The sequence below is a fragment of the Amycolatopsis sp. NPDC114484 genome (assembly GCF_055633755.1).
Genome location: NZ_JBVKDQ010000042.1, coordinates 25772 through 51227, shown reverse-complemented (window position 1 = coordinate 51227; position 25456 = coordinate 25772). Strand labels below are relative to the sequence as shown.

24 protein-coding genes and 1 pseudogene are annotated in these 25456 nt (G+C 68.6%); 8 read left to right on the top strand and 17 right to left on the bottom strand.

Going from position 1 to position 25456, the window contains the following annotated elements; genetic code table 11:
• Window positions 1-92: 92 nt before the first annotated feature.
• Window positions 93-2264 (bottom strand): 3-hydroxyacyl-CoA dehydrogenase NAD-binding domain-containing protein, encoded by a 2172-nt coding sequence (locus ACZ7SW_RS44710; protein ID WP_470236449.1) that lies wholly within the window; start codon window positions 2262-2264, stop codon window positions 93-95.
• A gap of 8 nt (window positions 2265-2272) precedes the next feature.
• On the bottom strand, window positions 2273-3484 hold the full coding sequence (locus tag ACZ7SW_RS44705) for an acetyl-CoA C-acetyltransferase (RefSeq protein WP_116203333.1): 1212 nt from the start codon (window positions 3482-3484) through the stop codon (window positions 2273-2275).
• 159 nt (window positions 3485-3643) lie between these two features.
• Between ACZ7SW_RS44705 and ACZ7SW_RS44700 the strand changes: the two genes are divergently transcribed.
• The 4 genes from ACZ7SW_RS44700 to ACZ7SW_RS44685 all read left to right on the top strand — a co-directional run bounded on the left by ACZ7SW_RS44700 (window position 3644) and on the right by ACZ7SW_RS44685 (window position 8706).
• A complete protein-coding gene (locus ACZ7SW_RS44700) occupies window positions 3644-4834 on the top strand; it encodes a TetR/AcrR family transcriptional regulator (RefSeq protein WP_470236448.1) in 1191 nt (396 codons plus the stop codon).
• Between the two features lie 44 nt (window positions 4835-4878).
• The gene (locus ACZ7SW_RS44695; protein ID WP_470236447.1) at window positions 4879-6069 is read left to right on the top strand and encodes a low temperature requirement protein A; all 1191 of its coding nucleotides are present in this window, start codon (window positions 4879-4881) and stop codon (window positions 6067-6069) included.
• 101 nt (window positions 6070-6170) lie between these two features.
• On the top strand, window positions 6171-7466 hold the full coding sequence (locus ACZ7SW_RS44690; RefSeq protein WP_470236453.1) for an acyl-CoA dehydrogenase family protein: 1296 nt from the start codon (window positions 6171-6173) through the stop codon (window positions 7464-7466).
• Between the two features lie 28 nt (window positions 7467-7494).
• A complete protein-coding gene (locus ACZ7SW_RS44685; RefSeq protein ID WP_470236446.1) occupies window positions 7495-8706 on the top strand; it encodes an acyl-CoA dehydrogenase family protein in 1212 nt (403 codons plus the stop codon).
• A 70-nt stretch (window positions 8707-8776) separates the two neighbouring features.
• On the opposite strand, the gene ACZ7SW_RS44680 is transcribed toward ACZ7SW_RS44685, so the two are convergent.
• Entirely contained in the window at window positions 8777-9817 is a 1041-nt protein-coding gene (locus ACZ7SW_RS44680; protein ID WP_470236445.1) for an epoxide hydrolase family protein, read from the bottom strand.
• A 37-nt stretch (window positions 9818-9854) separates the two neighbouring features.
• On the opposite strand from ACZ7SW_RS44680, the gene ACZ7SW_RS44675 reads away from it, so the two are divergent.
• Window positions 9855-10415 carry a TetR/AcrR family transcriptional regulator gene (locus ACZ7SW_RS44675; protein ID WP_470236444.1) on the top strand — a complete coding sequence of 187 codons (561 nt, stop codon included), beginning with the start codon at window positions 9855-9857 and terminating at the stop codon, window positions 10413-10415.
• Between the two features lie 110 nt (window positions 10416-10525).
• Here the strand turns inward: ACZ7SW_RS44675 and ACZ7SW_RS44670 are convergent, their stop codons facing one another.
• Together ACZ7SW_RS44670 and ACZ7SW_RS44665 are read right to left on the bottom strand one after the other, a co-directional pair.
• Window positions 10526-11266: a hypothetical protein gene (locus ACZ7SW_RS44670; RefSeq protein ID WP_470236443.1), complete on the bottom strand. Its 741-nt coding sequence runs from the start codon at window positions 11264-11266 to the stop codon at window positions 10526-10528.
• 266 nt (window positions 11267-11532) lie between these two features.
• Window positions 11533-11901: a winged helix-turn-helix transcriptional regulator gene (locus ACZ7SW_RS44665; RefSeq protein WP_470236442.1), complete on the bottom strand. Its 369-nt coding sequence runs from the start codon at window positions 11899-11901 to the stop codon at window positions 11533-11535.
• Window positions 11902-11975: 74 nt separating this feature from the next.
• Here ACZ7SW_RS44665 and ACZ7SW_RS44660 point away from each other — a divergent pair, with 74 nt between their 5' ends.
• The gene (locus ACZ7SW_RS44660; protein WP_470236441.1) at window positions 11976-12905 is read left to right on the top strand and encodes an NADP-dependent oxidoreductase; all 930 of its coding nucleotides are present in this window, start codon (window positions 11976-11978) and stop codon (window positions 12903-12905) included.
• Here ACZ7SW_RS44660 and ACZ7SW_RS44655 read toward each other — a convergent pair.
• The 10 genes and pseudogenes from ACZ7SW_RS44655 to ACZ7SW_RS44610 form a co-directional block, all read right to left on the bottom strand.
• On the bottom strand, window positions 12902-13849 hold the full coding sequence (locus ACZ7SW_RS44655) for an NADPH:quinone reductase (protein WP_470236440.1): 948 nt from the start codon (window positions 13847-13849) through the stop codon (window positions 12902-12904). The two genes, ACZ7SW_RS44660 and ACZ7SW_RS44655, sit on opposite strands and share 4 nt — an antisense overlap.
• 102 nt (window positions 13850-13951) lie before the next feature.
• Window positions 13952-15007: an alpha/beta fold hydrolase gene (locus ACZ7SW_RS44650; protein WP_470236439.1), complete on the bottom strand. Its 1056-nt coding sequence runs from the start codon at window positions 15005-15007 to the stop codon at window positions 13952-13954.
• 104 nt (window positions 15008-15111) lie between these two features.
• Window positions 15112-15978: an SDR family oxidoreductase gene (locus ACZ7SW_RS44645; RefSeq protein WP_470236438.1), complete on the bottom strand. Its 867-nt coding sequence runs from the start codon at window positions 15976-15978 to the stop codon at window positions 15112-15114.
• 59 nt (window positions 15979-16037) lie between these two features.
• Window positions 16038-16548: pseudogene (locus ACZ7SW_RS44640) on the bottom strand (GNAT family N-acetyltransferase).
• Window positions 16549-16618: 70 nt separating this feature from the next.
• On the bottom strand, window positions 16619-17776 hold the full coding sequence (locus ACZ7SW_RS44635) for an acyl-CoA dehydrogenase family protein (RefSeq protein WP_470236437.1): 1158 nt from the start codon (window positions 17774-17776) through the stop codon (window positions 16619-16621).
• Window positions 17773-19758, bottom strand: coding sequence for an acetyl/propionyl/methylcrotonyl-CoA carboxylase subunit alpha (locus tag ACZ7SW_RS44630; RefSeq protein ID WP_470236452.1), 1986 nt, complete (start codon window positions 19756-19758; stop codon window positions 17773-17775). The genes ACZ7SW_RS44635 and ACZ7SW_RS44630 overlap by 4 nt, the downstream gene beginning before the upstream one ends.
• A 22-nt stretch (window positions 19759-19780) precedes the next feature.
• Window positions 19781-21394 (bottom strand): carboxyl transferase domain-containing protein, encoded by a 1614-nt coding sequence (locus tag ACZ7SW_RS44625; RefSeq protein WP_470236436.1) that lies wholly within the window; start codon window positions 21392-21394, stop codon window positions 19781-19783.
• A gap of 92 nt (window positions 21395-21486) precedes the next feature.
• A complete protein-coding gene (locus ACZ7SW_RS44620) occupies window positions 21487-21813 on the bottom strand; it encodes a nuclear transport factor 2 family protein (protein ID WP_470236435.1) in 327 nt (108 codons plus the stop codon).
• A 28-nt stretch (window positions 21814-21841) separates the two neighbouring features.
• Window positions 21842-21988: an SDR family oxidoreductase gene (locus ACZ7SW_RS44615; protein WP_470236434.1), complete on the bottom strand. Its 147-nt coding sequence runs from the start codon at window positions 21986-21988 to the stop codon at window positions 21842-21844.
• Complete coding sequence (locus ACZ7SW_RS44610) at window positions 21988-22641, bottom strand: oxidoreductase (protein WP_470236433.1); 654 nt, start codon at window positions 22639-22641, stop codon at window positions 21988-21990. The genes ACZ7SW_RS44615 and ACZ7SW_RS44610 overlap by 1 nt, the downstream gene beginning before the upstream one ends.
• A 74-nt stretch (window positions 22642-22715) precedes the next feature.
• On the opposite strand from ACZ7SW_RS44610, the gene ACZ7SW_RS44605 reads away from it, so the two are divergent.
• The gene (locus tag ACZ7SW_RS44605) at window positions 22716-23231 is read left to right on the top strand and encodes a winged helix-turn-helix transcriptional regulator (protein WP_470236432.1); all 516 of its coding nucleotides are present in this window, start codon (window positions 22716-22718) and stop codon (window positions 23229-23231) included.
• Between the two features lie 41 nt (window positions 23232-23272).
• Here the strand turns inward: ACZ7SW_RS44605 and ACZ7SW_RS44600 are convergent, their stop codons facing one another.
• Window positions 23273-23770, bottom strand: a complete 498-nt coding sequence (locus ACZ7SW_RS44600) for a hypothetical protein (protein WP_086024916.1) — start codon at window positions 23768-23770, stop codon at window positions 23273-23275.
• 52 nt (window positions 23771-23822) lie between these two features.
• A complete protein-coding gene (locus ACZ7SW_RS44595) occupies window positions 23823-24413 on the bottom strand; it encodes an SACE_7040 family transcriptional regulator (protein ID WP_470236431.1) in 591 nt (196 codons plus the stop codon).
• 195 nt (window positions 24414-24608) lie between these two features.
• Between ACZ7SW_RS44595 and ACZ7SW_RS44590 the strand changes: the two genes are divergently transcribed.
• Window positions 24609-25379 carry an SGNH/GDSL hydrolase family protein gene (locus ACZ7SW_RS44590; RefSeq protein WP_470236430.1) on the top strand — a complete coding sequence of 257 codons (771 nt, stop codon included), beginning with the start codon at window positions 24609-24611 and terminating at the stop codon, window positions 25377-25379.
• Window positions 25380-25456: the final 77 nt, after the last annotated feature.

The following is a 25456-nucleotide window of genomic DNA, read 5'->3' as shown; positions in this document are numbered from 1 at the left end:
GCTACGAACGCAAACCCAGCCACTACCTCGCCTTCCTCGCCCTCGGCGCCGCCATCACCTGCTACAAGAAACTCACCAAATGAGACATGCTCTTATTCGTAAATCTCGCCCTTGGCGGCCTTCTCCACCAGCGACTGCGGCGGCTCGAAGTGGCTGCCGTACCGCGCCGCCAGTTCGCGGGCCCGGTCCACGAAGCCCTGCAGCCCGCCTTCGTACTGGTTGATGTACTGGATCACGCCACCGGTCCACGCCGGGAAGCCGATGCCGAAGATCGAACCGATGTTGGCGTCCGCGACCGTGGTCAGGACGCCCTCGTCGAAGCACTTCACCGTTTCCAGCGCTTCGGCGAAGAGCATGCGCTCCTTGAGGTCCTCGAACGGCACGTCCGCCGAACCCGAGTTGAACGCCTCGCGCAGGCCCGGCCACAGACCGGTGCGCTTGCCGTTCTCGTCGTACTCGTAGAAGCCCGCTCCGGTGGAACGGCCCTTGCGGTCGTACTTGTCGAGCATCGTGTCGATGACGGCCTCGGACGCGTGCGGCGTCCAGGTGCCGCCCTCGGCCTCGATCGCGGCGCGGGTTTCCGCCCGGATCTTGCGCGGCAGCGTCAGGGTCAGCTCGTCCATCAGCTGCAGCGGCGGCGCCGGGTAACCGGCCTGCGCACCCGCCTGCTCGATCGACGCCGGCTCGACGCCCTCGCCCAGCGCGGCCACGGCCTCGTTGATGAAGGTGCCGATGACCCGCGAGGTGAAGAAGCCGCGGCTGTCGTTGACGACGATCGGGGTCTTGCGGATCTGCAAGGTGTAGTCGAAGACCTTCGCCAGCGTGGCGGGCGACGTCTTCTCCCCGCAGATGATCTCGACCAGCGGCATCTTGTCCACCGGCGAGAAGAAGTGGATCCCGATGAAGTCCTCGGTCCGCTGCACGCCCTCGGCCAGCGCGGTGATCGGCAGGGTCGAGGTGTTGGAGCCCAGCACCGCGTCGGCGTTGACGATGCTCTCGATCTCGCCGAACACCTTGTGCTTCAGCTCGACGCTCTCGAACACGGCCTCGATCACGAAGTCGACGCCCGCGAAGTCGGCCGGGTCGGCGGTCGGCTTGATCCGCGCCAGCAGCGCGTCCGACTTCTCCTGCGTGGTCTTGCCTCGCGAGAGCGCCTTCTCCTCGAGCTTGACCGCGTAGCCCTTGCCCTTGTCAGCCGCCTCCTGCGAGACGTCCTTGAGGACCACGTCGATGCCCGCCTTCGCGGACACGTAAGCGATCGCGGCGCCCATCATCCCGGCGCCGAGCACGCCGACCTTCTTGGCGGTGTACTTCTCGAACCCGTCCGGACGCGAACCGCCGGAGTTGATCGCCTGCAGGTCGAAGAAGAACGCCTTGGTCATGTTCTTCGAAACCTGCCCGATGGCCAGGCTCACGAAGTAGCGCGTCTCGACCTGGATCGCGGTGTCGAAGTCGACCTGCGAACCCTCGATCGCGGCGGCGAGGATCGCGCGCGGCGCGGGCATCGGCGCGCCCTTGAGCTGCTTGCGCAGGTTCGCCGGGAACGCGGGCAGGTTCGCCGCGAAGCTCGGGTTCGACGGGGTGCCGCCCGGGATCTTGTAGCCCTTGACGTCCCACGGCTGCACGCCGCCCTCGGGGTTGGCCTTGATCCACGCCTTCGCGGCGGGCACCAGCTCGTCGACGGTGTCCACGACCTCGTGCACCAGGCCCAGCTCCAGCGCCTTGCGCGGCTTCATCCGCTGGCCCTGCAGCAGCACGTTCAGCAGCGCGCTCTGGATGCCGAGCAGCCGCACGGTGCGGACCACGCCGCCACCGCCGGGCAGCAGGCCCAGGGTGACCTCGGGCAGGCCGATCTGGCTGCCCTTGACGTCGGCCGCGATGCGGTGGTGCGTCGCCAGCGCGATTTCGAGGCCGCCGCCGAGCGCCGCGCCGTTGATGGCCGCGACGACCGGCTTGCCGAGCTGCTCGAGCCGGCGCATCTGGCCCTTCATCGCGGTGCTGGACGCGGTGATCTCGGCCGCGTGCTCCGGCTGCGCCTGGATCAGGTCGCGAAGGTCGCCGCCGGCGAAGAAGGTCTTCTTCGCGGAGGTGAGCACGACACCGGTGATGTCGTCCTTCTCCGCTTCGAGCCGGTCCACGGTCGCGGCGAGCGACTCGCGGAAGGCCTGGTTCATCGTGTTGGCCGACTGGTCCGGGTCGTCCAGGGTCAGCGTGACGATGCCGTCGGAATCCTTGTCCCAGCGGATGGTCTTGCTCTCGGTCATCTCGGTCCTCACACCCGCTCGATGATGGTCGCGACGCCCATGCCGCCGCCGATGCACAGGGTCACCAGGGCCCGGCGCGCCTCGCGGCGTTCCAGCTCGTCGACCACGGTGCCGACCAGCATCGCGCCGGTGGCGCCGAGCGGGTGGCCCATGGCGATCGCCCCGCCGTTGACGTTGATCTTCTCGTCCGGCAGGTCGAAGTCCTTCTGCCACTTGAGCACGACAGACGCGAACGCCTCGTTGAGCTCCCACAGGTCGATGTCGTCCGGGGTCAGGCCCGCGGTCTTCAGGACCTTCTCGGTGGCCGGCGTCGGACCGGTCAGCATGATCGTGGGCTCGGAGCCGATCGAGGCGGTGGCGACGATGCGCGCCCGCGGCGTGAGGCCGAAGGTCTTGCCCGCCTGCTCGGACCCGACCAGGACGATGGCCGACCCGTCGACGATGCCGGACGAGTTGCCGCCGGTGTGCACGTGGTCGATCTTCTCGACCTGGTGGTACTTCTGGAGCGCGACGGCGTCGAACCCGCCCATCTCGCCGATCGTGGTGAAGGCCGGCTTGAGCTTCGCCAGACCCTCCACAGTGGACCCCGGACGGCGGTGCTCGTCGTGGTCGAGGATCGTGACGCCGTTCATGTCCTTCACCGGCACCACGGACTTCGCGAAGTAGCCGCCGGACCAGGCCGCCTCGGCCTTCTCCTGCGAGCGGACCGCGAAGGCGTCGACGTCCTCGCGGGAGAAGCCCTCCATCGTCGCGATCAGGTCCGCGCCGATGCCCTGCGGGGCGATGTACTGGTCGTACGCGGTGGCCGGGTCCATGAACAGCGCGCCGCCGTCCGAACCCATCGGCACCCGCGACATCGACTCGACGCCGCCCGCGATGATCAGCTGGTCCCAGCCGGAGCGGACCTTCTGCGCCGCGACGTTCGTGGCCTCGAGCCCGGACGCGCAGAACCGGTTGAGCTGCACGCCCGCGACCGTCTGCGGCAGGCCCGCGACGAGCGCCGCGGTGCGCGCGATGTCCGCGCCCTGCTCGCCCACCGGGGACACGACGCCGAGCACGATGTCGTCGATCGCCTGCGGATCGAGGTTCGGGTGGCGGACCTTCAGCTCCTGGATGAGGCCGACCACCAGGTCGACCGGCTTGGTGCCGTGCAGGGCACCGCCCTTGTTCTTGCCCCGGGGCGTGCGCAACGCCTCGTAGATGTAGGCCTCGCTACTCACTGAACACTCCTCCGCGAAGCGGCATGGTTGGACACTGCGGTGTATCTCGCCGCCGACTATACCGGCCAGTAGGTGCTAATGGCCATTAACATAAGCCCGATGAACCCCATGGTGTCAATGGGTTGCCCTAGTTTCGATACGCGCTATGGTCAGTTCACCATGAGTACGTTTCCCGCACGCGGCACGCGGCCTCGCGACCGCAAGGCCCAGCTCGCTGCCGTAGCGGCCGAGCTGTTTCGCGCGCGGGGGTTCCACGGCGTCGGGATCAACGACATCGCCGCTTCGGCGGGGGTGACCGGGCCCGCGCTGTACCGGCATTTCGCCGACAAGCAGGCGATCCTCGCCTACGTCGTGCTCACCGGGATCGACGACATGGAGTCGGCCACCGCGGCCGCGCTCGCCGACTCCGCGCCGCCGCTTTCCCAGCTGGACGCCCTGCTCACCGGCCTCGCGACGCAGGCGGTCGAGCGCCGGGAGATCGCCGCGCTGTGGCGCTGGGAAGGTCCGCACCTGCCGCGCGAGCAGCGCCGCGAGATCCGCCGCCGGTCCGGCGCGGTGCTCGACGCGTGGACGAAAGCCCTGCTCACGCTGCGTCCGGAGCTGTCCGCGGACGAGGCTGAGCTGCTGTGCTGGGCCGCGCTGTCGGTGTTCGGGAGCGTCGCGGTGCACCACACTTCGGTGGCGCGCAAACGGTTCGTGCCGCTGCTGGTCGAGCTGGCGCTGGCGGTGCTCAACGTCTCACTGCCGGTCCCGGCCGAGCCCGCGCCGCCGGTCGTGAGCAGCCTCGGCACCCCCTCCCGTCGCGAGCAAGTGCTGTCCGCCGCGACCGGGCTGTTCGCCGAACGCGGCTTCCACACGGTGAGCATGGAGGACATCGGCGCGGCGGCGGGCATCGCCGGGCCCAGCGTGTACCGGCACTTCCCCAGCAAGGGCGCGCTGATGGTCGCGATTGGACACCGCGCCGCCGACCGGCTCGCGCTCGCCGCCGAGCAGGCGCTGCAAGCCCCCGACGAGCGGTCCGCGCTGGGCAGGCTCGCCGCCTCGTATGTGCACATCCTGCTGCGCACGCCGGAACTGCTGGTGTCCTTCACGGCCGACCGCGTCACCATGCCGGAGCGGGACAAAGCCGATCTTCGCCGCGTTCAGCGCGACTACGTCGACCAGTGGGTTTCCTTGCTGTGCGCGGTGTTTCCGGAGCTTCCGGCGCGCGAGGCGAAGATCCGGGTGCACGCCGCGCTGACGATCGCGAACGACCTGAGCCGGACCGGGCGGATCAAGAGCAGGCCGCATCTGCAGACCGAACTGACGGCGGTGCTGCACGCGGTTCTCGGACTCGACCGCACGCTCTAGGCGAAACCGCCCCTCCAGTTCCCCCGGACGTGTAAGCATCTGCCGTGCCCACGAGACGGTTGCATCTGGTTCGCGCGGACGAAGGCCACCGCGTCACGACCATCGAGCTTTTCTTCGACCTGGTCTTCGTCTACGCCATCACGCAGACGACCGAGCTGATGTCCGGGCACCTGAGCCTGCTCGGCGTCGGCGAGGGGTTGCTGGTGCTGATGGTGCTGTGGTGGTGCTGGTGCAGCTACGCGTGGCTCGGCACGACCGTCCATGTCGACCACGGCATCGCGCGGCTGGCGATGTTCGGGGCGATGGCGGTGATGTTCCTCGTCGCGCTCGCGGTGCCGCAGGCGCTCACCAACGAGCCGGGCGGGCTCGACGGGCCGTTGCTGTTCGTCGCCTGTTACGGCGTCGTGCGGCTGCTGCACATCGTCGCCTACTTCGGCGCCGCCCAGCACGACGCCGAACTGCGCCGGGTGCTGGTGAGGATGCTGCGCGGACTCCTCCCGAGCCTTGCCCTGCTGGCCGTCGCCGACCTCGTGGGCGGCCCGTGGCAGCTGGCGCTGTGGGCGGTCGCGCTGCTGGTCGACTACCTGAACGTCTACTTCTCCGGCCCCACCGGCTGGCGGGTGCACTCGCCCGCGCACTTCGCCGAACGGTTCGGACTGATCGTGATCATCGCGCTGGGCGAATCGGTCGTGGCGATCGGCATCGGGATCGGGCACGTGCCGATCACGTGGCTCGTCGCCGGGTCGGCGATCTGCGGGATCGCGCTCGCCGCTGGGATGTGGTGGACGTACTTCGATCTGGTCGCGCACGTCGCCGAACGCGAGCTGGCCCGCGCCGAAGGCATCGCGCGCGCCAAAATCGCCACCGATTCCTACACCTATCTGCACCTGCCGCTCATCGCCGGGATCGTCCTCGTCGCACTCGGGCTGAAGAAGACGTTCCTGACGCTGTCCGACGGCGTGCACCACAGCCCGGCGGACGCGCTCCACGGCGTCGCGCTGTGGGCGCTGACCGGAGGGCTCGCGCTGTATCTGGTCGCGCTCAGCTCGCTGCGGCGGCGCAACGTCGGCACCTGGAATCGGCAGCGGCTCGTGCTCGCGGCGGTACTGCTCGCGCTCACCCCGCTCCTCGGACACGTGCCCGCGGCCTTGTTGCTGCTGATCGTCACGGTCACCGTTCTGCTGCTCATCGCGTTCGAACGGACGTCGCTGGCCAGGCGGCCGGTAGCCGAGTGAGCCGGGCCGCACTGGCGGATTCCGCGTCGCCGCGTTAACCTACTCGCGAGTAGGTAACGCGAGGGAGATGCTGCATGGCTGCGCCAAGGAAACGAGACGCGATGGGACTCGGCCTGGCCGCGCTCACCCGGTTGGCCGGGAGCAAGGCGATCGACCGGGTCGGGCTGCGCGGACCGGTGCAGAACCTGGTCAAGACGGGGACCCGGAGCGGTTTCCGCGCGGCGGGGGCGGCGACCAGGTCGTTCACCTCGGTCCAGCGGCTGGGCAAGCCGGCGCGGCTGGCGAAACCGGACGACCGCGGGCTGTTCGACCTCACGCCGGACGAGGACCAGAAGCTCATCGTCGAAACGGTCAGCGAGTTCGCCGCCGAGCAGCTGCGCCCGGCAGCCGCGGACGCCGACGAGAAGCTCGCCGCGCCGGAGGGTCTGCTGAGCCGCGCGGCCGAGCTGGGCATCAGCCTCGTCGGCATCCCGGAGGAGCTGGGCGGCGCGGGCACGGAGCGTTCGGTCGTCACGAACGCGCTGGTCGCGGAGGCGCTCGCGCACGGCGACCTCGGGCTCGCGGTGGCCGTGCTCGCCCCGTCGGCGGTGAGCACCGCGCTGGTCGCGTGGGGCGACGAGCAGCAGCAGGCCGACTACGTGCCCGCGTTCACCGGCGAGCAGGTGCCCGCCGCGGCGCTCGCACTGCTGGAGCGGACGCCGCTGTTCGACCCGTTCAAGCCCGCCACCAAGGCGAAGCGCACCCCGAAGGGCTACCAGCTCGACGGCGTGAAGTCGCTCGTCCCGCGCGCGGCGGAGGCCGAACTGTTCCTCGTCTCGGCCGATCTGGAAGGCCGCGGCCCGGCGCTGTTCCTGGTGGAATCGTCGAACGCGGGCGTGACGATCGAGGCCGAACCCGCGATGGGCCTGCGCGGCGCGGCCACCGGAAAGCTGCACCTGGAGAAGGTTTCGCTGCCCGCGGGCGCGCTGCTCGGCGGCGGCAAGGCGGACGTTTTCACTGAGGTGGTAAGGCTTTCCCGGCTCGGCTGGGCAGCGCTCGCCGCTGGCGTCGGCAAGGCCGTGCTGGACTACGTCGTGCCTTACGTGAACGAGCGCACCGCGTTCGGCGAGCCGATCAGCCACCGGCAGGCGGTCGCGTTCTCGGTGGCGGACATCGCGATCGAACTGGAAGGCCTGCGCCTGGTCACGCTGCGCGCGGCCGCACGAGCCGAGCAGGGCAAGGAATACGCGCGGGAAGCGGCGCTCGCCCGGAAGCTCGCGACGGACAAGGGCATGCAGATCGGCAACGCCGGCGTGCAGTTGCTGGGCGGGCACGGGTTCGTGAAGGAGCACCCGGTGGAGCGCTGGTACCGCGACCTGCGGGCGATCGGCGTGATGGAAGGCGCCGTCCTCCTCTGATCCTTTTTCTTGCTCCGAAAGGCGACTGATGATCAACCTGGAAGCTCCGAAGAAGGCCGGCGCGCTGATCAACCAGGCGTACCAGGCCGCGGCCGAGGTGTTCCGGCCGATCTCGCGCAAGTACGACCGCGCCGAGCACACCTATCCGTCCGAATTGGACATGTTCGCCGCGCTGCTGGACGGCCTGAACTCCTCCGGCGAGGGCGGGGCAGGCGCGGCTGGCGTGCGCCGGTCCGAAAAGGACAACGGCCCGAAGGGAAACCGCAACGGCGCCAACCTGAACGTGGTGCTCGGCACGATCGAGATGTGCTGGGGCGACGTCGGGCTGCTGCTGTCCATGCCGCGCCAGGGCCTCGGCAACGCCGCGATCGGCTCCGTGGCGACCGACGAGCAGCTTGAGCGGTTCAAGGGCTTGTGGGCCGCGATGGCGATCACCGAACCCGGCTGCGGTTCGGACTCGGCCGCCATCACCACCACGGCCACCGAGGACGGCGACGACTACATCCTGAACGGCGAAAAGATCTTCGTGACGTCCGGCCAGCGCGCCGACGCCGTCGTGGTCTGGGCGACGCTGGACCGCACGAAGGGCCGCGCCGCGATCAAATCGTTCGTGGTGGAGAAGGGCACACCGGGCTTCGAGGTCGTGCGCGTGGAGCACAAACTGGGCATCCGCGCGTCCGACACCGCCGTGCTGCGCTTCGAGAACTGCCGCGTTCCGCGCGAGAACCTCTTGGGCACCCCGGAAATCGACACGGCCAAGGGTTTCGCCGGGGTCATGCAGACCTTCGACAACACCCGCCCGCTGGTGGCCGCGATGGCGATCGGCGTCGCCCGCGCGGCGCTGGACGAAACCCGCCGTGTCCTGACCGAAGCCGGCGTGACCATCGACTACGACCGCCCGGCTTTGACCCAGCACGCCGCGGCCGCGGCTTTCCTGCAACTGGAAGCGGATTACGAGGCGGCGTACCTGCTGACGCTGGAGTCGGCGTGGATGGCGGACAACCGTCAGCCGAACTCGCTGCAGGCTTCCATGGCGAAGGCCAAGGCTGGGCGCACGGTGGTCGACGTGACGCTGAAGTGCGTCGAGCTTGCTGGGGCGTATGGGTATACGGAGGAATCGCTGCTGGAGAAGTGGTCCCGGGACGCGAAGATCCTGGACATTTTCGAGGGTACGCAGCAGATTCAGCAGTTGATCGTGGCTCGGCGGGTGCTGGGGAAGACCAGTGCGCAGCTGAAGTAATTACGCGGTAAGGCAAACCCGCCCGCCCGATGGCTCCTCGCCGGGAGACAGCGGGCGGGCGGTTTCCGTTTCAGCCGCCCAGTTTGATCGCGCGGCGTACGTCGTCGGCGTATGCCACGGGCTGTTCCCAGGCGGCGAAGTGGCCGCCGGCGGGGTGTTCCACGTACTCGCGGAGGTCCACGAACGCCTCGGCGTAGCTTCGCGGCTCCGGTTTGGTGTCGTGCGGGAACACGGAGAGCACGGTCGGCGTGTCGATCCGGGCGGGGAGGGTGGCCGGTTCGGTGTAGGTGGCGAAAGAGGTGCCGATCGTGCCGGTGGCCCAGTAGGCGGTGACCCAGGTGAGAAGCTCGTCCGTGGTGAAGGCCGGCCCGTCGGACCAGGTCTCCAGCTTCTCGACGAGCCATGCCGCGAGGCCGGCGGGCGAGTCGCCGAGGGCGACCGCGAGCGTGTTCGGCCGTGTCGACTGCATCGCGATGTACCCGCCCTCGGTCCGGAACCACTGCGCGGCCCGGGCGAGGTAGTCCTTCGCGTCGGGCGCCAGCTTCGCCGGGTCCGCCGTGAACGCGTGCTGCGGGGCGATGTTCGTGAGATGCAGGGCGGCCACCCGGTCCGGATGTTCGGCCGCGAGGAGTTCCGCGACGGTGCCGCCGACGTCGCCGCCGGACACCGTGTACCGCGGGTAGCCGAGCTCCTCGAGAGCGTCCGCGACGATCCCGGCGATCCGGTTGACCGACATGCCGGGCCCGGTGAGCGGAGCCGCGAACGGGAAGCCCGGCAGCGCGGGCACCACCACGTGCGCGTCCGCGAGCAACGGCAGGACGCGCTCGAACCGCAGCACCGAATCGGGCCAGCCGTGCAGCAGCACGACCACCGGTGCATCGGGAGCCGCGGACCGCTGGTGGATCACCCGCAGCTCGGTATCGCCTGCCCGCACCGTTTCCCAGGGAAGCTCGCCGATGCGGCGCTCGTGCACGCCCCAGTCGTACCCGTTCGCCCAGCGTCCGAGCAGTTCGTCAAGGCGGGCGCCGCTGATGCCGCGCGTCCCGTCGGCGCTCCACGGGCTCGTGACCCGCCGCGTCCGCTGGAGTCGTTCCCGCATTTCGCCGTCCATGTGTATCAGCGTACACAAAATGTGTATGCTCGTACACATGACCTCGCGCAACGCCGCCGCCACCCGGCAGCGGATCCTGGAGCACGCACAACGCCAGTTCGCCCGGCTCGGGTACGCGGCGAGCACGGTCAAGGGCGTGGCCGACGCGGCTGGTGTGTCGCCCAACCTCATCACGCGTTACTTCGGCGGCAAGGACGGCCTTTTCCTGGCGGCGACCCGGGTGGAGATCCCGGTCCTGGACTCTTTCGACGGCGACCGTTCAGCGCTGGGTTCGCGTCTCGCGGCGAGCATCGTCCAGCGATGGTTCGGCGCGCCCGGCGAGGATCCGCTGCTCGTGCTGCAACGCGCGTCCGGCGAACGCCCCGAAGCGGCCGAGGCGCTGGCCGCCTTCCTCGACACGAACTCGCTGGAGCCGCTGCACCGCTATCTGCGCGACAGCGGCCTGGACGACACGGACGCCCGCAGCCGAGCCGCAGCGATCGACGCCTTCGTGCTCGGCGTCTCGACCCGCCTCCGCGTCCTGCGTTCCGAACTCGGCGATCCCGCCGCTCTCGAAGCTTGGCTGAGCACCACCATCCAACGCCTCGCCGACGGGTGACGCACCGGCCATGGGCGGACCTGGCTCGTCGGGCGCCGGGGAAGACCAGCGCGCAGCTGAACTAATCCAGCCGCTCGGCCCGCTTCGCAAAGGCGGGCCGAGCGGTCTCGCTATTCCATTTGCTTCTTCCCGGTGGATTGCCCGAAGAAGTACCCCAGCACCAGCAGAAACGCACTGGACAGCACCTGGTTTATCTCCACGTGGGCGAACATCGCGGCCACCACGGAGAGGCACATCACCAGCAGGATCGCCGCCCCGACGTAGGTCGCGACGGATTCCTTGGCGAGGAAGTTCTGCCACACCTTGGCTTTCCGCTCGTACTTGTCGATTTCCGCGGCCATCGCCGCGGCCTCGACTTCGGCGATCTTCCGGCTGGTTTCCTTCAGCTCGCCGTCGATCTCTCCGGTCTTGCTCTCGAACTCGCCGAGCAACTGGTGGAATTTCTCCTTGGTTCCGGCGTCGTCGACCACCGACACCGCGTTCCGGAGCTTGTCGATCTCCTGCCCGACGGTCAATCCGTTGATCAGCTCGAGGATCTGCTCGCGCCGCTCCAGGCAAAACTTCAGGGCGCTGCGACTTGAATTCACTTTGCGAGCGACGTCTGAATGCCCGTTCGTCACGCTCTCCGCCGCCAGCGCTTTCTTGTTCTGAGTGAGCTTCTTCCGCTGCCGAGCGGTTACCGCGTCGAGCAGCTCCAACGACGAGCGAAGTTCCTCGACGGACTGCGCCTCGAGCGAGGAGAGGTCCAGTCCGTCTTTGACGAACTCCAGCTCCATCCGCCGTCTCAACCGGCTGTGCTGGTGGTCGGTTTCTTCGAACTCGACTACGCCGCGATCTTCTGGAACGCTCATGGTATTTTCCGTTTGATGGAGTGCGTAATTTCTGAACCGAGGGCGCGCCGTCAGCGGCGGTATACTCGCCCCCTGGATCACGATCGGCCTCCCTCTGCCGACTGCAGTGACCTGCGGATCGTTCGCGAGGACTCTCTTGTTGCAGCCTGTCGTCAGCCGACGCCGTTCTGAACCCGAATCGTGACCACGACAGCAGTCACAGCAATTACGAAAATATCAGTAAAAGCAGCTCCATGCAAAAGAAAGCGCAGCCGTGAGACCTTCTTTCAGCCATTCTGGTCGGCTGAATCCAGCGCTTCAAGAACCGCGTCCCCGTTCGCCCGGGCCCACTCCGTCAAGGTGTGGATCGGCTCGATCAGCGTCGCCCCCAACGGCGTCAGTTCGTACTCGACGCGCGGTGGTGCCTCCGCGTACGCCTGACGACGAACCAGCCCATGCGCTTCCAGCCGTCGCAGCGTCTGAGTGAGCACTTTCCGGGAGATTCCGCCGATCAACCCGACCAGGTCGCCGTGCCGCACCGGGCCCGCGCTCAGACCCGCGAGCACGACCACCGTCCACTTGTCGGCGATCAGCTCCACCGCGAGACGCGCCGGACAGTCGGCGAGAAAGAGCCCGCCGGGACCGTAATCGCTCATGATCCCAAGGTACCCGCTGGTACCTATCGGAATCCTAGCCTGGTTTCCGTTCCCCTCCAGAAACCAGGAGAGTCATGCGAGTCATCACCCAGCAGAAGCTCGGCGGTCCCGAGGTGCTCACGATCGCGGACGCGCCCGAGCCCCGAGCACTGCCGACCGAGGTCCTTGTCCGCGTCGAGGCGATCGGGCTGAATCCGCTGGAAGCCCGGCTGCGCGCTGGCGAATTCCCGTTGCTCGGCCACCCGCCGTTCGTCCTCGGGTGGGACGTCAGCGGCGTGGTCGAAGAGGCGTTGACCTGGCGGTTCCGGCCCGGCGACGAAGTGTTCGGAATGCCGTTGTTTCCCCGCGCGGCCAACGCGTACGCCGAACTCGTGGCGGCACCGGCATTGCATTTGGTGCGCAAACCGGAGGCGCTCTCGCACGTCGAGGCTGCGGCGTTGCCGGTGGTCGGGCTGACGGCGTGGCAGGGGCTGGTCGACCTCGGCGGCGTGAAAGCGGGCGACCGGGTGCTGATTCACGGCGGTGGCGGCGGAGTCGGGCACGTCGCGATCCAGATTGCGAAAGCCCTTGGTGCGCACGTGATCGCGACTGCCGGCGAGAGCAAGCGCGAGTTCCTCGAGAGGCTCGGCACCGACGAAATTATTGACTACACGAAGGTCGATTTCGCTGAAGTGGCCCACGATATCGACGTTGTGCTCGACACTCTCGGCGGCGACACCGTCGAACGGTCGCTCGGAGTTCTCCGCGATGGAGGGCATCTGGTGACGGCGGTCGCGGAGGAGGACACGGAGCTGATCGCGAAGTTCGAGACGGCCGGAAAGCGGTTCAGCGGAATCGCGGTCGACCCGGATCCGGTCGGTCTGCGCGGGCTGGTCGCCCTCGTCGAACAGGGCAAGCTTCGGGTCCACGTGCAGGAGACGTTCCCGTTCGAGCGCATCGCCGACGCGCATCGGCTGCTTGACAGCGGTCATCTCCAGGGCAAGGTCGTTTTGCGCCTGACCTAGACCTCCAGCACAATCCGGCCTCGCGCCTCGCCTGATTCCAGCAATCGGTGTGCTTCGGCGGCCGACGACAGGGGCAGGCGAGTGCCGATCCGGGGGCGAAGGATTCCGGTGGACAAGGCCCGGTTGACGACCCGGGCAGCGGAACCCAGCGCGGCGACACCGGCGTTGCTGATGGCGAAACCGCGGATGCTGGCGTCGCGCGTGTACAGCTCGCCGATCGGCAACGTCGGGGTCGACTGCATTCCGGCCATCGCGATGATGCGGCCGCCGCGGGACAACAGCGGCACTGCCGAGACCAGGTCGTGCTGACCCGCGTTGTCCCACAACAGATCCACGGCGGGGAGTTTGCGGTAGAGGTCGGGATCGGCGTAGTCGAAAACCTCGTCGGCACCGCATTCCCGGCACCATTCCGCGTCATCGGCGCGGGCGGTCGCGAGGACGCGCAGGCCGGCGGTGGAAGCAAGTTGGACGACCGCGCTGCCGACGCCGCCGCCCGCGCCGAGCACCGCGATCGTCTCGCCGTAGCCGGCGTCGGCGTGCTCGAAAAGGCCCAGATACGCGGTGGCCGCGGTGTGCAGGACGGCGACGGCGTCGTCGGAAACCCCGTCCGGCAAGCGATACAGCCGGTCCGCGGGTACCGCGCAGTACTCGGCGAAGGAACCCTGCCGTCCGTTGTGGCCGAGACTGTTGCACCACACGCGGTCGCCGGGAGCGAAGCGGTCTACCGGCGACGAGACGACGGTGCCCACCAGGTCCCGGCCGATCACGAACGGGAAGGAAACCTCGGTGGGATACGCGCCGGAACGGACGAAGGTGTCGACGTGGTTCACCGCCACCGCGGAGACCTTCACCAGCACCTCGCGCGGGCCCGGCTCGGGGTCCGGAAGCCTGCCGACCTCGATCTCGGAACTGCTGCCGAGCGACGTCACATACGCAGCGATCACCGGCCCACGGTACCGCCGGTTTTTTTACCGGCTTCGCGCGGAACCTGGTCACGCTGCGCACCCGCGACGTCCGCACCTGGTTCTTCCCGCAGCAGCCCTCAGTCAGCTGACCCGGTCGTCCAGGAACTCGTCGAGGTATCGCCAGGTCGTGCCCCGGGCACGACGCCCGGTCAGCACGCCGAGGTGCCCGCCGGGCGCGGTGCGGAACCGGACCTCCGGCGCGTTTTCCAGCAGCTGCACCACGCGTTCCACCGACGCGCGCGGCGCGATGGTGTCGTTTTCGCCCGCCACCACCAGCATCGGCACCTTCACGTCGGACAGGCTGATCTTGCGCCCGTTCAGGTCGACGGTGCCCTCGGCGAGGTCGTTCGTGCGGAACAAGCGGTGGTACAGCTGGCCGAACGTCCGCCCGGGGTAGGCGTACATGTTGCTCATGAAGTGGTCCACCGCCTCGATCTGCGCGAGGTAGTCGCGGTCGTCGAGATTCTTCAGGATCGCCAGCGGTTTCGTGATCTCCTTGGAGATCCCGGTGGCCCGGAACACCCGGGTGACCAAATAGGACGGTGCGCCGCCGAACACCCGGTACACCGGGGTGAGCAGATGCCCTCCGGTGAGGTCCACGAGCGGGCGGAACGGCGCGACGATCGGGATCGCGGTGAAATCGACCGGCGAGCCGACCGCGGTGATCGATTCGATCGGCAGGTCCGGCTGGTCCGCGCTGACCAGCATGGAGAAAATCCCGCCGAGCGACCACGACACCAGGTGCACGCCCTGTCCGCCGGCGTCCTCGCTGACCTTCCGGATCGCCCTCGGCAGCACCTCGTCGATCCAGTGCTCGATGCCGAGGCGGCGGTCGGAGAACGCGACCATGCCGTAGTCCACCAGGTAGGTCGGGCGTCCGCTCTCCACCAGGTGCTCGATGAGGCTGCAGCCGCGGCGCAGGTCGAAGCACAGCGCCGGCGCGGCCAGCGGCGGCACCAGCAGCACCGGCGGGCCCGACGTCGCGGACGAGCCGTGCGTCATCCGGTACACCGACCGGTTCGGCCCCTGGTCGATCAGCACCCTCGGCATCGGCCGCAGATCGGCGACCCCACCCTGGAACACCTTGCCCACGACGTTGGCCGCCGCGGCGGCCAACCGGGCCGGTGGGGAAACCATCTAGCGCCTCCTGGAACTCGTCGTCTGCCGGGCATCTTGCCGTGCGCGCGGGCGCGGCATCAACACGCCACTCCCGCAAGCACCCCGGCAAGCGCACGTCCGCCTCAGACGCTCCCACCAGGCGGGACGGCAGACGGCGCGCTCCGGGCGGCCCGGCCCTCGTACTCGGCGCGCTCGGGCGAATGCGCGGCGGACGCCAGCAGCTGGTCGCCGCCGAGCGCGCGCACCAGCCATTCGCCGAACGCGCGCGGGAACAGCCGGGTGATCCGGCCGGTCAGATCGAGCGATTTCGGCACGAATACGTCGAACTTCGGCCGCTCCAGCGCGCCGACGATCGCCGCCGCGACGTCCTCCGGACCGACCGACTTGATGAACCGCGCCTCGCCCAGGCCCGACGCGAGTTCCGTGCGCACCACCGCGGGCATCACGCACGACACCTCGACCCCGGTGCCGCGCAGCTCCAACCGCACCGCCTCGGACAGCCCGACCACCGCGTGTTTCGTCGCGCAGTACGTGGCCGCACCGGCGAATCCGGACTTTCCGGCCATCGACGCCACATTCACGATGTGCCCGCGGCCGCGCGGCTTCATCCGTTTGACGGCCTCGCGAGTGCCGTGCACGACCGCGTGCACGTTGATCTCCAGCAGCCGCCGCGTGGCCGCGTCGTCCTCCTCGTCCAGCGGCGAGAGCGGCATGATGCCGGCGTTGTTGATCAGCACGTCGATCGGCCCGATAGTGCTTTCGACGTCGTCCAGGAACGCGGTGAAGGCAGCCGTATCGGTGACGTCCAGCGGTGCCGCGACCACGTCCGGACCCAGCTCGCCAGCGGTTTTCTCGGCGCGGACCCGGTCGAGGTCGCCGAGCACGAGCCGGGAGCCCCGCCGGTGCAGCGCGGCGGCGGTGGCCGCCCCGATGCCCTGCGCGCCGCCCGTGACGACGACGACCTTTCCGGAGAGCGACTGCCTGGCCATCGGACTCCTCTCCTCTATTGACACTTAGCCAATATCGTCCTCCGGCCCAGGCCGCGCCGCTATCCCCCAACCCGTTGCTCAAGGACCTGGCCGAGCCAGCCGTCGACGGTGAACTGCTCGGTCGGCGTGAAGCCCTGGCTCTCGTAGTAGCGCGGCAGATCGCCGTCGCCGCCCGCCCAGCAGTCGACGCGCACGAGGTCGACCCCGCGTCGTTTCGCCTCGTCCATCGCATGCCGCAGCAGCCGCGAGCCGACCCGGTGCCCGGTGAATCGGCGCGAAGTGATCAGCAGCCGCACGTACAACTCGGGCTCGTCGACCAGCGGGGCGTACGGCATGGCCTGCCCGAGGACCAGCGCGCCCGCGGGTTTTCCGTCGATCTCCGCGATCCGGAGTTCGGGATCGGCCGCGTACTCGCGCACCCGCTCGACCCGCCTCGGGATCTTGCTCCACGGCTCGGTGCCCCATTTGGCCCGCGCTCCCCCGCGCGACCAGCCATTCGACGGCGTCGTCGAAAAACCCCAGCAAGACGTCTGCGTCTCCGGCAACCCCAGGCCGGATGGTGAACTCCATCTCCCCACAATAGGGACAGGTGAAGCAGCGCCGCCGGGACTCCGCCCGGACGCCCCGGCGGCGCTGGGTCTCAGGCGCCGACCCCGAGGTGGCGCGCGATGAGCATCCGCTGGACCTCGCTGGTGCCCTCGCCGATTTCCAGGATCTTCGCGTCGCGGTAGAAGCGGCTGACCGGGAATTCGTTCATGAAGCCGTATCCGCCGAAGACCTGCGTCGCGTCGCGGGCGTTGTCCATCGCCGCGTTCGACGCCACCAGCTTCGCGATCGACGCTTCCTTTTTGAACGGCTCGCCGCGCAGCATCTTCGACGCCGCCTGGTAATACGCCAGCCGGGCGGTGTGCGCGCGCACTTCCATGTCCGCGATCTTGAACTGGATCGCCTGGTACTCGCCGATCCGGTGGCCGAACGCGACGCGGTCCTTCGCGTACTTCAGGCATTCGTCCACGCAGCCCTGCGCGAGACCGACGCTCAGCGCGGCGATCGCCACCCGGCCCTCGTCCAAAATGGACAGGAACTGGGCGTAGCCGCGGCCCCGCTTGCCCACCAGGTTCTCGGCGGGCACCCGGACGTCCGAAAAGGACAGTTCGTGGGTGTCCGAGCAGTTCCAGCCGACCTTCGAGTACTTCGGGGCCACCGCGAAGCCCGGCGTGCCGGACGGGACGATGATCGCCGAGATCTCCTTGCGGCCGTTCTCCATCACGTCGGTGACGGCGGTGACGGTGACCAGCCTCGTGATATCGGTGCCGGAGTTGGTGATGAACGCCTTGCTGCCGTTGATGATCCACTCGTCGCCGTCGAGCCGGGCGCGCGTGCGGGTGGCCCCCGCGTCGGAGCCGCCGCCGGGTTCGGTGAGGCCGAACCCGCCGAGCGCCTCGGCCGTGGTCAGCTTCGGCAGCCAGGTTTCCTTCTGCTCCTGGGTGCCGAAGCGGTAGATGGGCATCGCGCCGAGCGAGACCCCCGCCTCCAGCGTGATCGCGACCGACGAGTCGACCCGGGCGAGTTCCTCCAGCGCGAGGCACAGCGCGAAGTAATCCCCGCCCATGCCGCCGAACTCCTCCGGGAACGGCAGGCCGAACAGGCCCATCTCGCCCATCTTGGCGACCAGCTCGTACGGGAATTCTTCCTTCTCGTACAGCGGGCCGATCACCGGCGCGACCTCCGCCTGCGCGAAGTCCTCGACCGTCTTGCGGAGCGCTTCGTATTCCTCGTCCAGCCGGAAGTCGATCACTGCTTCTCCTCTGCTGCGCTCACGACGGCAAGCGTCTCGTCGAGCGCGACCTGCTGGCCGACCCGAACCGAAAGCTCAGTCACCACACCGTCGATGGGCGCGGTCACGGTGTGCTCCATCTTCATCGCCTCGACAACGAGCAGCGGCGTCCCCGCGCTCACCACGTCGCCTTCGGCGGCCTTCACCACCAGCACCGTTCCCGGCATCGGGCTCTTCACCGGACCAGCGCCCGCCGCCTCGCCGCGCGAGGACAGCGTGAATTCCTGGTCGGCGAACGCGAACGACCGGCCTTCGCGGGCCAGCCACACTGTCCGTTGTGGACCGTCGGCGCAGCGGTACCGCTCCACTCCGTTAGCCCGGCGTACCTCAAGCAGATCGCCTTCGCGGCGGGCGGAAACGCGAACTGGCTCAGCGTCGTCCACTCGCACCGAAGCGTCCGACGGCGTGCCCTCGACCCGCACCACGGCCTGGCTTTCCCCGGTGCGCAAGCGAAAAGTGACCCCGCCGGGACCGCTGAGCCGCCATCCGCTCGGGATGTCCCACGGGTCCACGACCGAGCCCGTCGGCTGCAGCGAAAGCAGCCGATCCATTGCCGCGGCGACGAAAAACCCGGCCGGGACTTCCGAGGAGACCAAATCGGACAGTCGACGGTCCACCAGTTCGGTGTCCAGCCGTCCGGCGCGAACGTCCTCGTCAGCGAGCAGACCGCGCAGGAACGCGATGTTCGTGCCGAGGCCGAGCAACGCGGTGTCGGCCAGCGCGCGGTCGAGTTTCTGCAGCGCCGACGCCCGGTCCGGGCCGTGCGCGATGATCTTCGCCAGCATCGGGTCGTAGTTCGAACCGACCACCGCACCGACCGACATCCACGAGTCCACCCGCACGCCGTCGCCGGAGGGCTCGTGCACGGCGAGCACAGTGCCGCCAGTCGGGATGAAGCCGCGCGCCGGATCCTCGGCGTAGACCCGGGCTTCGACCGCGTGCCCGTCTAGGCGCACGTCGTCCTGGGTCAATCCGAGTGGCTCCCCTGCTGCCACCCGCACCTGCCAGGACACCAGGTCGAGGCCGGTCACCATTTCCGTGACCGGGTGCTCGACCTGCAGCCGGGTGTTCATCTCCATGAAGAAGAACTCGTCCGGATTGTGCGCGGACATGATGAATTCGACCGTGCCCGCGCCGACGTAGCCGACCGACCGCGCGGCTTCCGCGGCCGCCGCGCCCATTTTCGCCCGCGTCGCCTCGTCCAGCAGCACCGACGGCGCTTCCTCGATGATCTTCTGGTGCCGCCGCTGCAGGCTGCACTCGCGTTCGCCGAGATGCAGAACGGTGCCGTGGGTGTCGGCCAGCACCTGGATCTCGATGTGCCGCGGCGTGGTGACGAACCGCTCCATCAGCAGCGTGTCATCGCCGAACGAACTCTTCGCTTCCCGGCGCGCGGACTCGATCGCAGCGTCCAATTCGGACTCTTCGTGCACCAGGCGCATGCCCTTGCCGCCACCACCGGCGGACGGCTTCAGCAGCAGCGGATAGCCGACTTTCGCCGCCGCTTCGGCGAACCCGCCCTCCGGGATGTCCACATCGGACGCACCGGGCACAACCGGGACACCGGCCGCGGACACCGTGGCCTTCGCCCGGATCTTGTCGCCCATCTTGTCGATGGCTTCCGGCGGCGGGCCGATGAACACCAGCCCGGCCTCCGCGCAAGCCCGCGCGAACGCGGTGTTCTCGGCGAGGAAGCCGTACCCGGGATGCACCGCTTGTGCGCCGGTTTCCTTTGCCGCCGCGACAATCGTCGGAATCGACAGGTAGCTCTTCGCCGCTTCGGCCGGGCCGAGGCGCACCGCGGTGTCTGCCTCGCGCACGTGCCGGGCGTCGGCGTCCGCGTCGCTGTACACCGCGACGGAACGGATCCCGAGCGCACGCAGCGACCGGATTACGCGAACCGCGATCTCCCCGCGGTTGGCAACCAGAACAGTGTTGAACAAAGAACCCTCGACCATGTCCCATTCACATCCGGAAGACGCCGTAGTTGACCTCGGGCAAGGGCGCGTTAGCCGCGGCCGACAGCGCGAGGCCGAGCACCGTGCGGGTGTCCGCCGGGTCGATCACACCGTCGTCCCACAGCCGCGCGGTGGAGTAGTACGGGCTGCCCTGTTCCTCGTACTGCTCGCGGATCGGGTCCTTGAAGGTCTCTTCGTCCTCTGTGGACCATTCGCCGCCGCGGCCCTCGATCGCGTCGCGGCGGACCGTCGACAGCACCGACGCCGCTTGCTCGCCGCCCATCACGGAAATCCGCGCGTTCGGCCACATCCACAGGAACCGCGGCGAATACGCCCGGCCGCACATGGAGTAGTTGCCCGCGCCGAAGGATCCGCCGATGATCACGGTGAACTTCGGCACCCGCGCACAGGCCACCGCGGTGACCATTTTCGCGCCGTGCTTGGCGATGCCGCCCGCCTCGTACGCGCGGCCGACCATGAACCCGGTGATGTTCTGCAGGAACACCAACGGAATCGAGCGCCGGTCGCACAGTTCGATGAAGTGCGCGCCCTTCATCGCGGACTCGGCGAACAGCACGCCGTTGTTCGCGATGATGCCGACCGGGTGGCCGTGGATGTGCGCGAAACCGGTGACGAGCGTCGAGCCGTATTCCTTTTTGAACTCCGCGAACCGGCTGCCGTCGACGACGCGGGCGATGACCTCGCGCACGTCGTACGGGGTGCGCGAATCCGTCGGCACCACGCCGTACAGCTCGCGTTCGTCCGCCGCGGGCGGCTCGATCTCCTTGACGTCCCACGGCCGCGGTGTGCGCGGGCCGAGCGTCGAAACGATGTCACGGACAATGCGCAAGGCGTGCGTGTCGTCGTCCGCGAGGTGGTCGGTGACGCCGGACTGGCGGGCGTGCACGTCGCCGCCGCCCAGTTCCTCAGCGGTGACGACCTCGCCGGTCGCCGCCTTCACCAACGGCGGACCGCCAAGGAAAATGGTGCCCTGATTGCGCACGATGACCGCTTCGTCGCTCATCGCCGGGACGTACGCGCCGCCAGCGGTGCACGAGCCGAGCACAGCGGCGATCTGCGGGATCCCGCGCGCGGACATGGTGGCCTGGTTGTAGAAGATCCGGCCGAAGTGTTCGCGGTCCGGGAAGACCTCGTCCTGCCGCGGCAGGAACGCGCCGCCGGAGTCGACCAGGTAAATGCACGGCAGGTTGTTGTGCAGCGCGACTTCCTGCGCCCGCAGGTGCTTCTTCACCGTCATCGGGTAGTACGTGCCGCCCTTGACCGTGGCGTCGTTGGCGACGATCACGCATTCGCGGCCGGACACCCGCCCGATCCCGGTGATGATGCCCGCGGACGGGGCCTCGTCGTCGTACAACCCAGTCGCAGCGAGTGGCGAAAGCTCGAGGAACGGCGAACCCGGGTCCAGCAGCGTGTCCACCCGGTCGCGGGGCAGCAGCTTGCCGCGTTCCACATGGCGGGCGCGCGACTTCTCCGGCCCGCCGAGGCGGGCGGCGGCGAGCCGCTTGTGCAGATCCTCGACCAATTCGCCGTGCGAGGTGACGCTACGGGTGAACGTGTCGCTGTTCGGATCCGCGGAACTGCGCAGTACCGGCGTGTCCATGACTCTCCGTCGAGACGTTAGCGGTCGTTAACTCCGCCGGAGATGTTAGTGCTCGTTAACCGCCGTGTCCAGTCCAGCCCGCCGCGGCGGGCTCAGGGCCGGATGCGCAGGACTTTCACCTGGTCGTCGTCGAACTGCTCGAACCGGAATTTCAGGCCGGCGAAGGGGCTGCCCGGGAAATCCCCGGTGATCGTGCAGGTCACCACCAGCCCCTCGACGGCCGGTTCGACGCCGGTGATCTCGTACTCGACCCGGGGGACCTCGGTGCGCCAGGCGCGGATCGCGTCGATTCCCGCGTACTCCTTGCCTTCGTCCTCCACGAGGGCGTCGTCGGCGAACAGCGCGAAGTACGCCTCGGCATCCTCCGCGGGAGCGAGCGAGAAGTAGCGCCGGACAATCCGGGGTACGGCGGCAGTCATGATGATTCTCCTGTTCAGGCCGGGTAACTCACACAGTGGGGACGGTGCCGCCGTCGATGACGTGCTCGGCGCCGGTGATGGCCGAGGCCCGGTCCGACACGAGGAAGGCCACCAGTTCGGCGACCTCTTCCGGCTCGGCCGGGCGGCCCAGCGGGATGCCGCCGAGGGAATCCATCAGCGAGGCCAGCGCGGCGTCGGCGCCGATGCCAGCGCGGCGTCGGCGCCGATGCCCTGCCCCTCGGCGATCCGGTCGATCAAGGCTTCGGCCGCGCCGGTCCTGATGAATCCCGGCGACACGGTGTTCACCCGGACGCCCTTGGGCGCGACTTCGTTCGACAGTCCCTTGCTGTACGTCGCCAGAGCGGCCTTCGCCGCGGCGTAGCCCAAAGTGGCGTTGTGGAGCGGCATCGCGCGCTGGATCGAGGTCACTTGCACGACGGCGCCCTTGCCCCGGTCGACCATCGCCGGGATCAGGCCGCGGTCGAGCCGCACCGCGCCGAGCAGGTTGAGGTTCAGTTCCTCCGCCCAGTTTTCGTCGGACAGCGCCGCGAAGCCACCCGACGGAGAGCGCGAACCACCGACGACGTGCACGAGGATGTCCACGCCTCCCTCGCGCGTCACCGCGTCCACCACCGCTTCGGCACCCTCGACAGTCGACGTGTCCGCGGCGACGAAGGGCTCCCCTTCCGGGTAGTGCTCGGGCTTGGCTCGCGCAGTGACGATCACCGTGGCCCCAGCGTCGCGGAGACGTTGCGCGACCGCCGCGCCCGTTCCCTTCGTTCCGCCCGTGACCAGGGCACGCCTGCCGAGCAAAGACCCATCGGCCACGATCGCCCTCCTGACTGCTAAAATAGAACCCAGTGACTTCGACATTAGCAGTGACTAGAAGGGCAGGCAACCCCGTGGCGCCCAAGATCAAACCGGAAGACCGCGAATGCCCGCTGTCGACGGCGCTGAGCTACGTCGGCGAATGGTGGACGCTGCTGCTCCTGCACGACTGCTTCGACGGCTACCGCCGCTTCGACCAGTTCCAGGCCAACCTGAAGATCTCCACCAGCATGCTCACCAGCAGGCTCAAATCCCTGGTGGAGAACGGGCTCCTGGAGAAGAAGCCGTACCAGAACAACCCGGTCCGGTACGAGTACCTGCTCACCGAACTGGGCCGGTCGCTGCGGCCGGTGCTCGTCGCGCTCGCCGCGTGGGGGAATTCCCGGCTCGACCCGGCCGAGCGCAGCATGATCCTGGTCGACGCGGCGACCGGCGAAGAGGTGGAACCCGTCCTCGTCGACCAGGCGACCGGACGGCAAGTGGACGGCGACGGCTTCGTCTTCACCGCCGGGCCCGCCGCCAGCGCCCCCTTCCGCGACCGCTACGCCGACGCCCGGCGCTCGATCAGCGGATCGACCACACTCGCCTAACCATCCCCGCGCGGAAAGCACCGCAACAGCGGGAGAAACACTCAGCCCGCGACGGCGTCGGAGATCCAGCCGGCCACCGGCAGATCCCGTTCGAGGCATTCGACCGACAGCCGGATCGTCCAGCGCAGCGCCTGCAGCAGGAGGCTGTCCACCTCGTTGGGGGCGGCGCTCGCCAACGCGATCTCGACCTGCTCGCGGGCGGCGGCGGTATTGCCGTGCACCTCGGCGAGCAGCGTGCGAACAGCGGTGCGGACCGGCGGATCGGCCTGGTCGATCGAAACCTCTTCGCCCGCCTCGTCGAAAACCTGCACCTTGACCGGGGCGGTGCCGCCGTCACCGAGCGTGGACACCATCGCGCTGCACTCGCCGAAGAGCAGCAGCATCAGCTCTTTGGTCTCCTCGTCGCGTTCGCCCGGCTCCTGGGACGAGGGCGTGACCTCTTCCAGCGCCTCCGTGTCCTCGCCAAGACTGATGGCGACGAGCGCGCGCTGCGCCTTCTCGACGAGCCGCTGCTCGCCCTCGCTCCGGTCCGCGGTCACGTGCCTATCAAACACCAGACCGGCGGTCGGCGGGATACCCCGGATCGCGGCCTCAGCCCGCCGCGGAAAGCGCACCCAGCGCGAGCCGGCACAGCAGATCGGCGAGTGCGCTGTCACCGAGATGGCGGTTGTAGGGCGTCGAGTTGATCAAGCCGAACACGGCGTGTGCCGCCGACCGCGCCTGGCGTTCGCCGAGGCCGGGCACAGCTTCGCGAATCGCCCGCACCCACACCTCGACGTACTGCCGCTGAAGCGCGCGCACCTGTTTGCGATCACCGTCGGTGAGATTCGCGAGATTGCGCTCCTGCACGGTGATCAGCGCCGGATGGTCGAGCGCGAAGTCGACGTGGAACCGCACGAGCGCGGCCAGCAGCTCGTCCGGGGTGCCGCCCGCCTCGGCGCGCGCGGTGCCGCCCTCGAGCAGGTAGTGGCTGATCGAGTTCAGCATTTCCCCGAGAATCGCGTCCTTGCTGCGGAAATGCCGGTACAGCGCGGGACCGGAGATGCCGACGGCCGCGCCGATGTCGTCGATGCCGACGCCGTGGAAACCGTGGTGGGCGAACAGCTCGGCGGCGGCGGTGAGGATTTGTTCCCGCCTGTTCGGCTTCGCGCCGTTCACCAGTGGGAGGGAATTCGCCGACATCCGCACATAGTAGGTCCCGCGGTTAGCGAACGCTAACCTCCGGTCCTACTTCCTGCCTGGGCCAAGTGGAGGCACCCGGATTTCAGGGGTGTCTCGTGGGGATTGCACCTGGTAAAGCTTTACCGCGTCAAGCTGTCACGACAGGAGTGACCTATGGCTGCAAACACCCGTCAACCATCACGACGCATCCTTCGGATGTGCGCGGCCCTGGGGGTCGCTCTCGCCACCTCGCTCGGGTTCGCGTCCGCCGCGAGTGCTGCATCGCAAAACTACGTCGCGCTCGGCGACTCCTACTCCTCCGGAGTGGGCGCCGGGAGCTACGGCGATTCCGGCGGCTGCAAACGCAGTGCCAACTCGTACGGCCAGTTGTGGGCCAACGCCCACTCCGGCACCAATTTCACCTTCCTCGCCTGCTCGGGCGCGAAAACCGGCGACGTGCTGAACCAGATCAGCTCGATGCCGTCCAACGCCACCTTGATCACGCTCACCGTGGGCGGCAACGACGCCGGGTTCACCGACGTGATCAAGACGTGCACGCTGGGAAGCGACCAGACCTGCGTGGACCGGGTCAACACCGCCAAGACGTACGTGCAGAACACCCTGCCCGGGTTGCTGGACAAGGTGTACTCGGCGGCCAAGAGCAAGGCTCCCGGGGCTCAGCTGGTCGTGCTGTCCTATCCGCGGTTCTACACCGTGCCCGGATCGTGCAACGTCGGATTGAGCGACACGAAGCGGTCGGCGATCAACTCCGGCGCGGACACGCTCGCGTCGGTGCTGTCGTCCCGGGTTTCCGCGGCTGGCGGGAAGTTCGTGGACGTCCGGTCGGCGTTCGTCGGGCACAACATCTGCTCGTCGGCGAGCGACTACCTGCACAGTTTGACCTGGCCGGTGGACGAGTCGTACCACCCGACTGCCGCTGGGCAGCGGGGCGGCTACTACTCGCCGCTGACCTCGGCGATCGGCTGAGTTTGCCGAGCTAGCGGGTCGTGAGGGGAACCCTGGGGGAATCTGATTCCCTCAGGGTTCCCTTCACGGACGTTCGG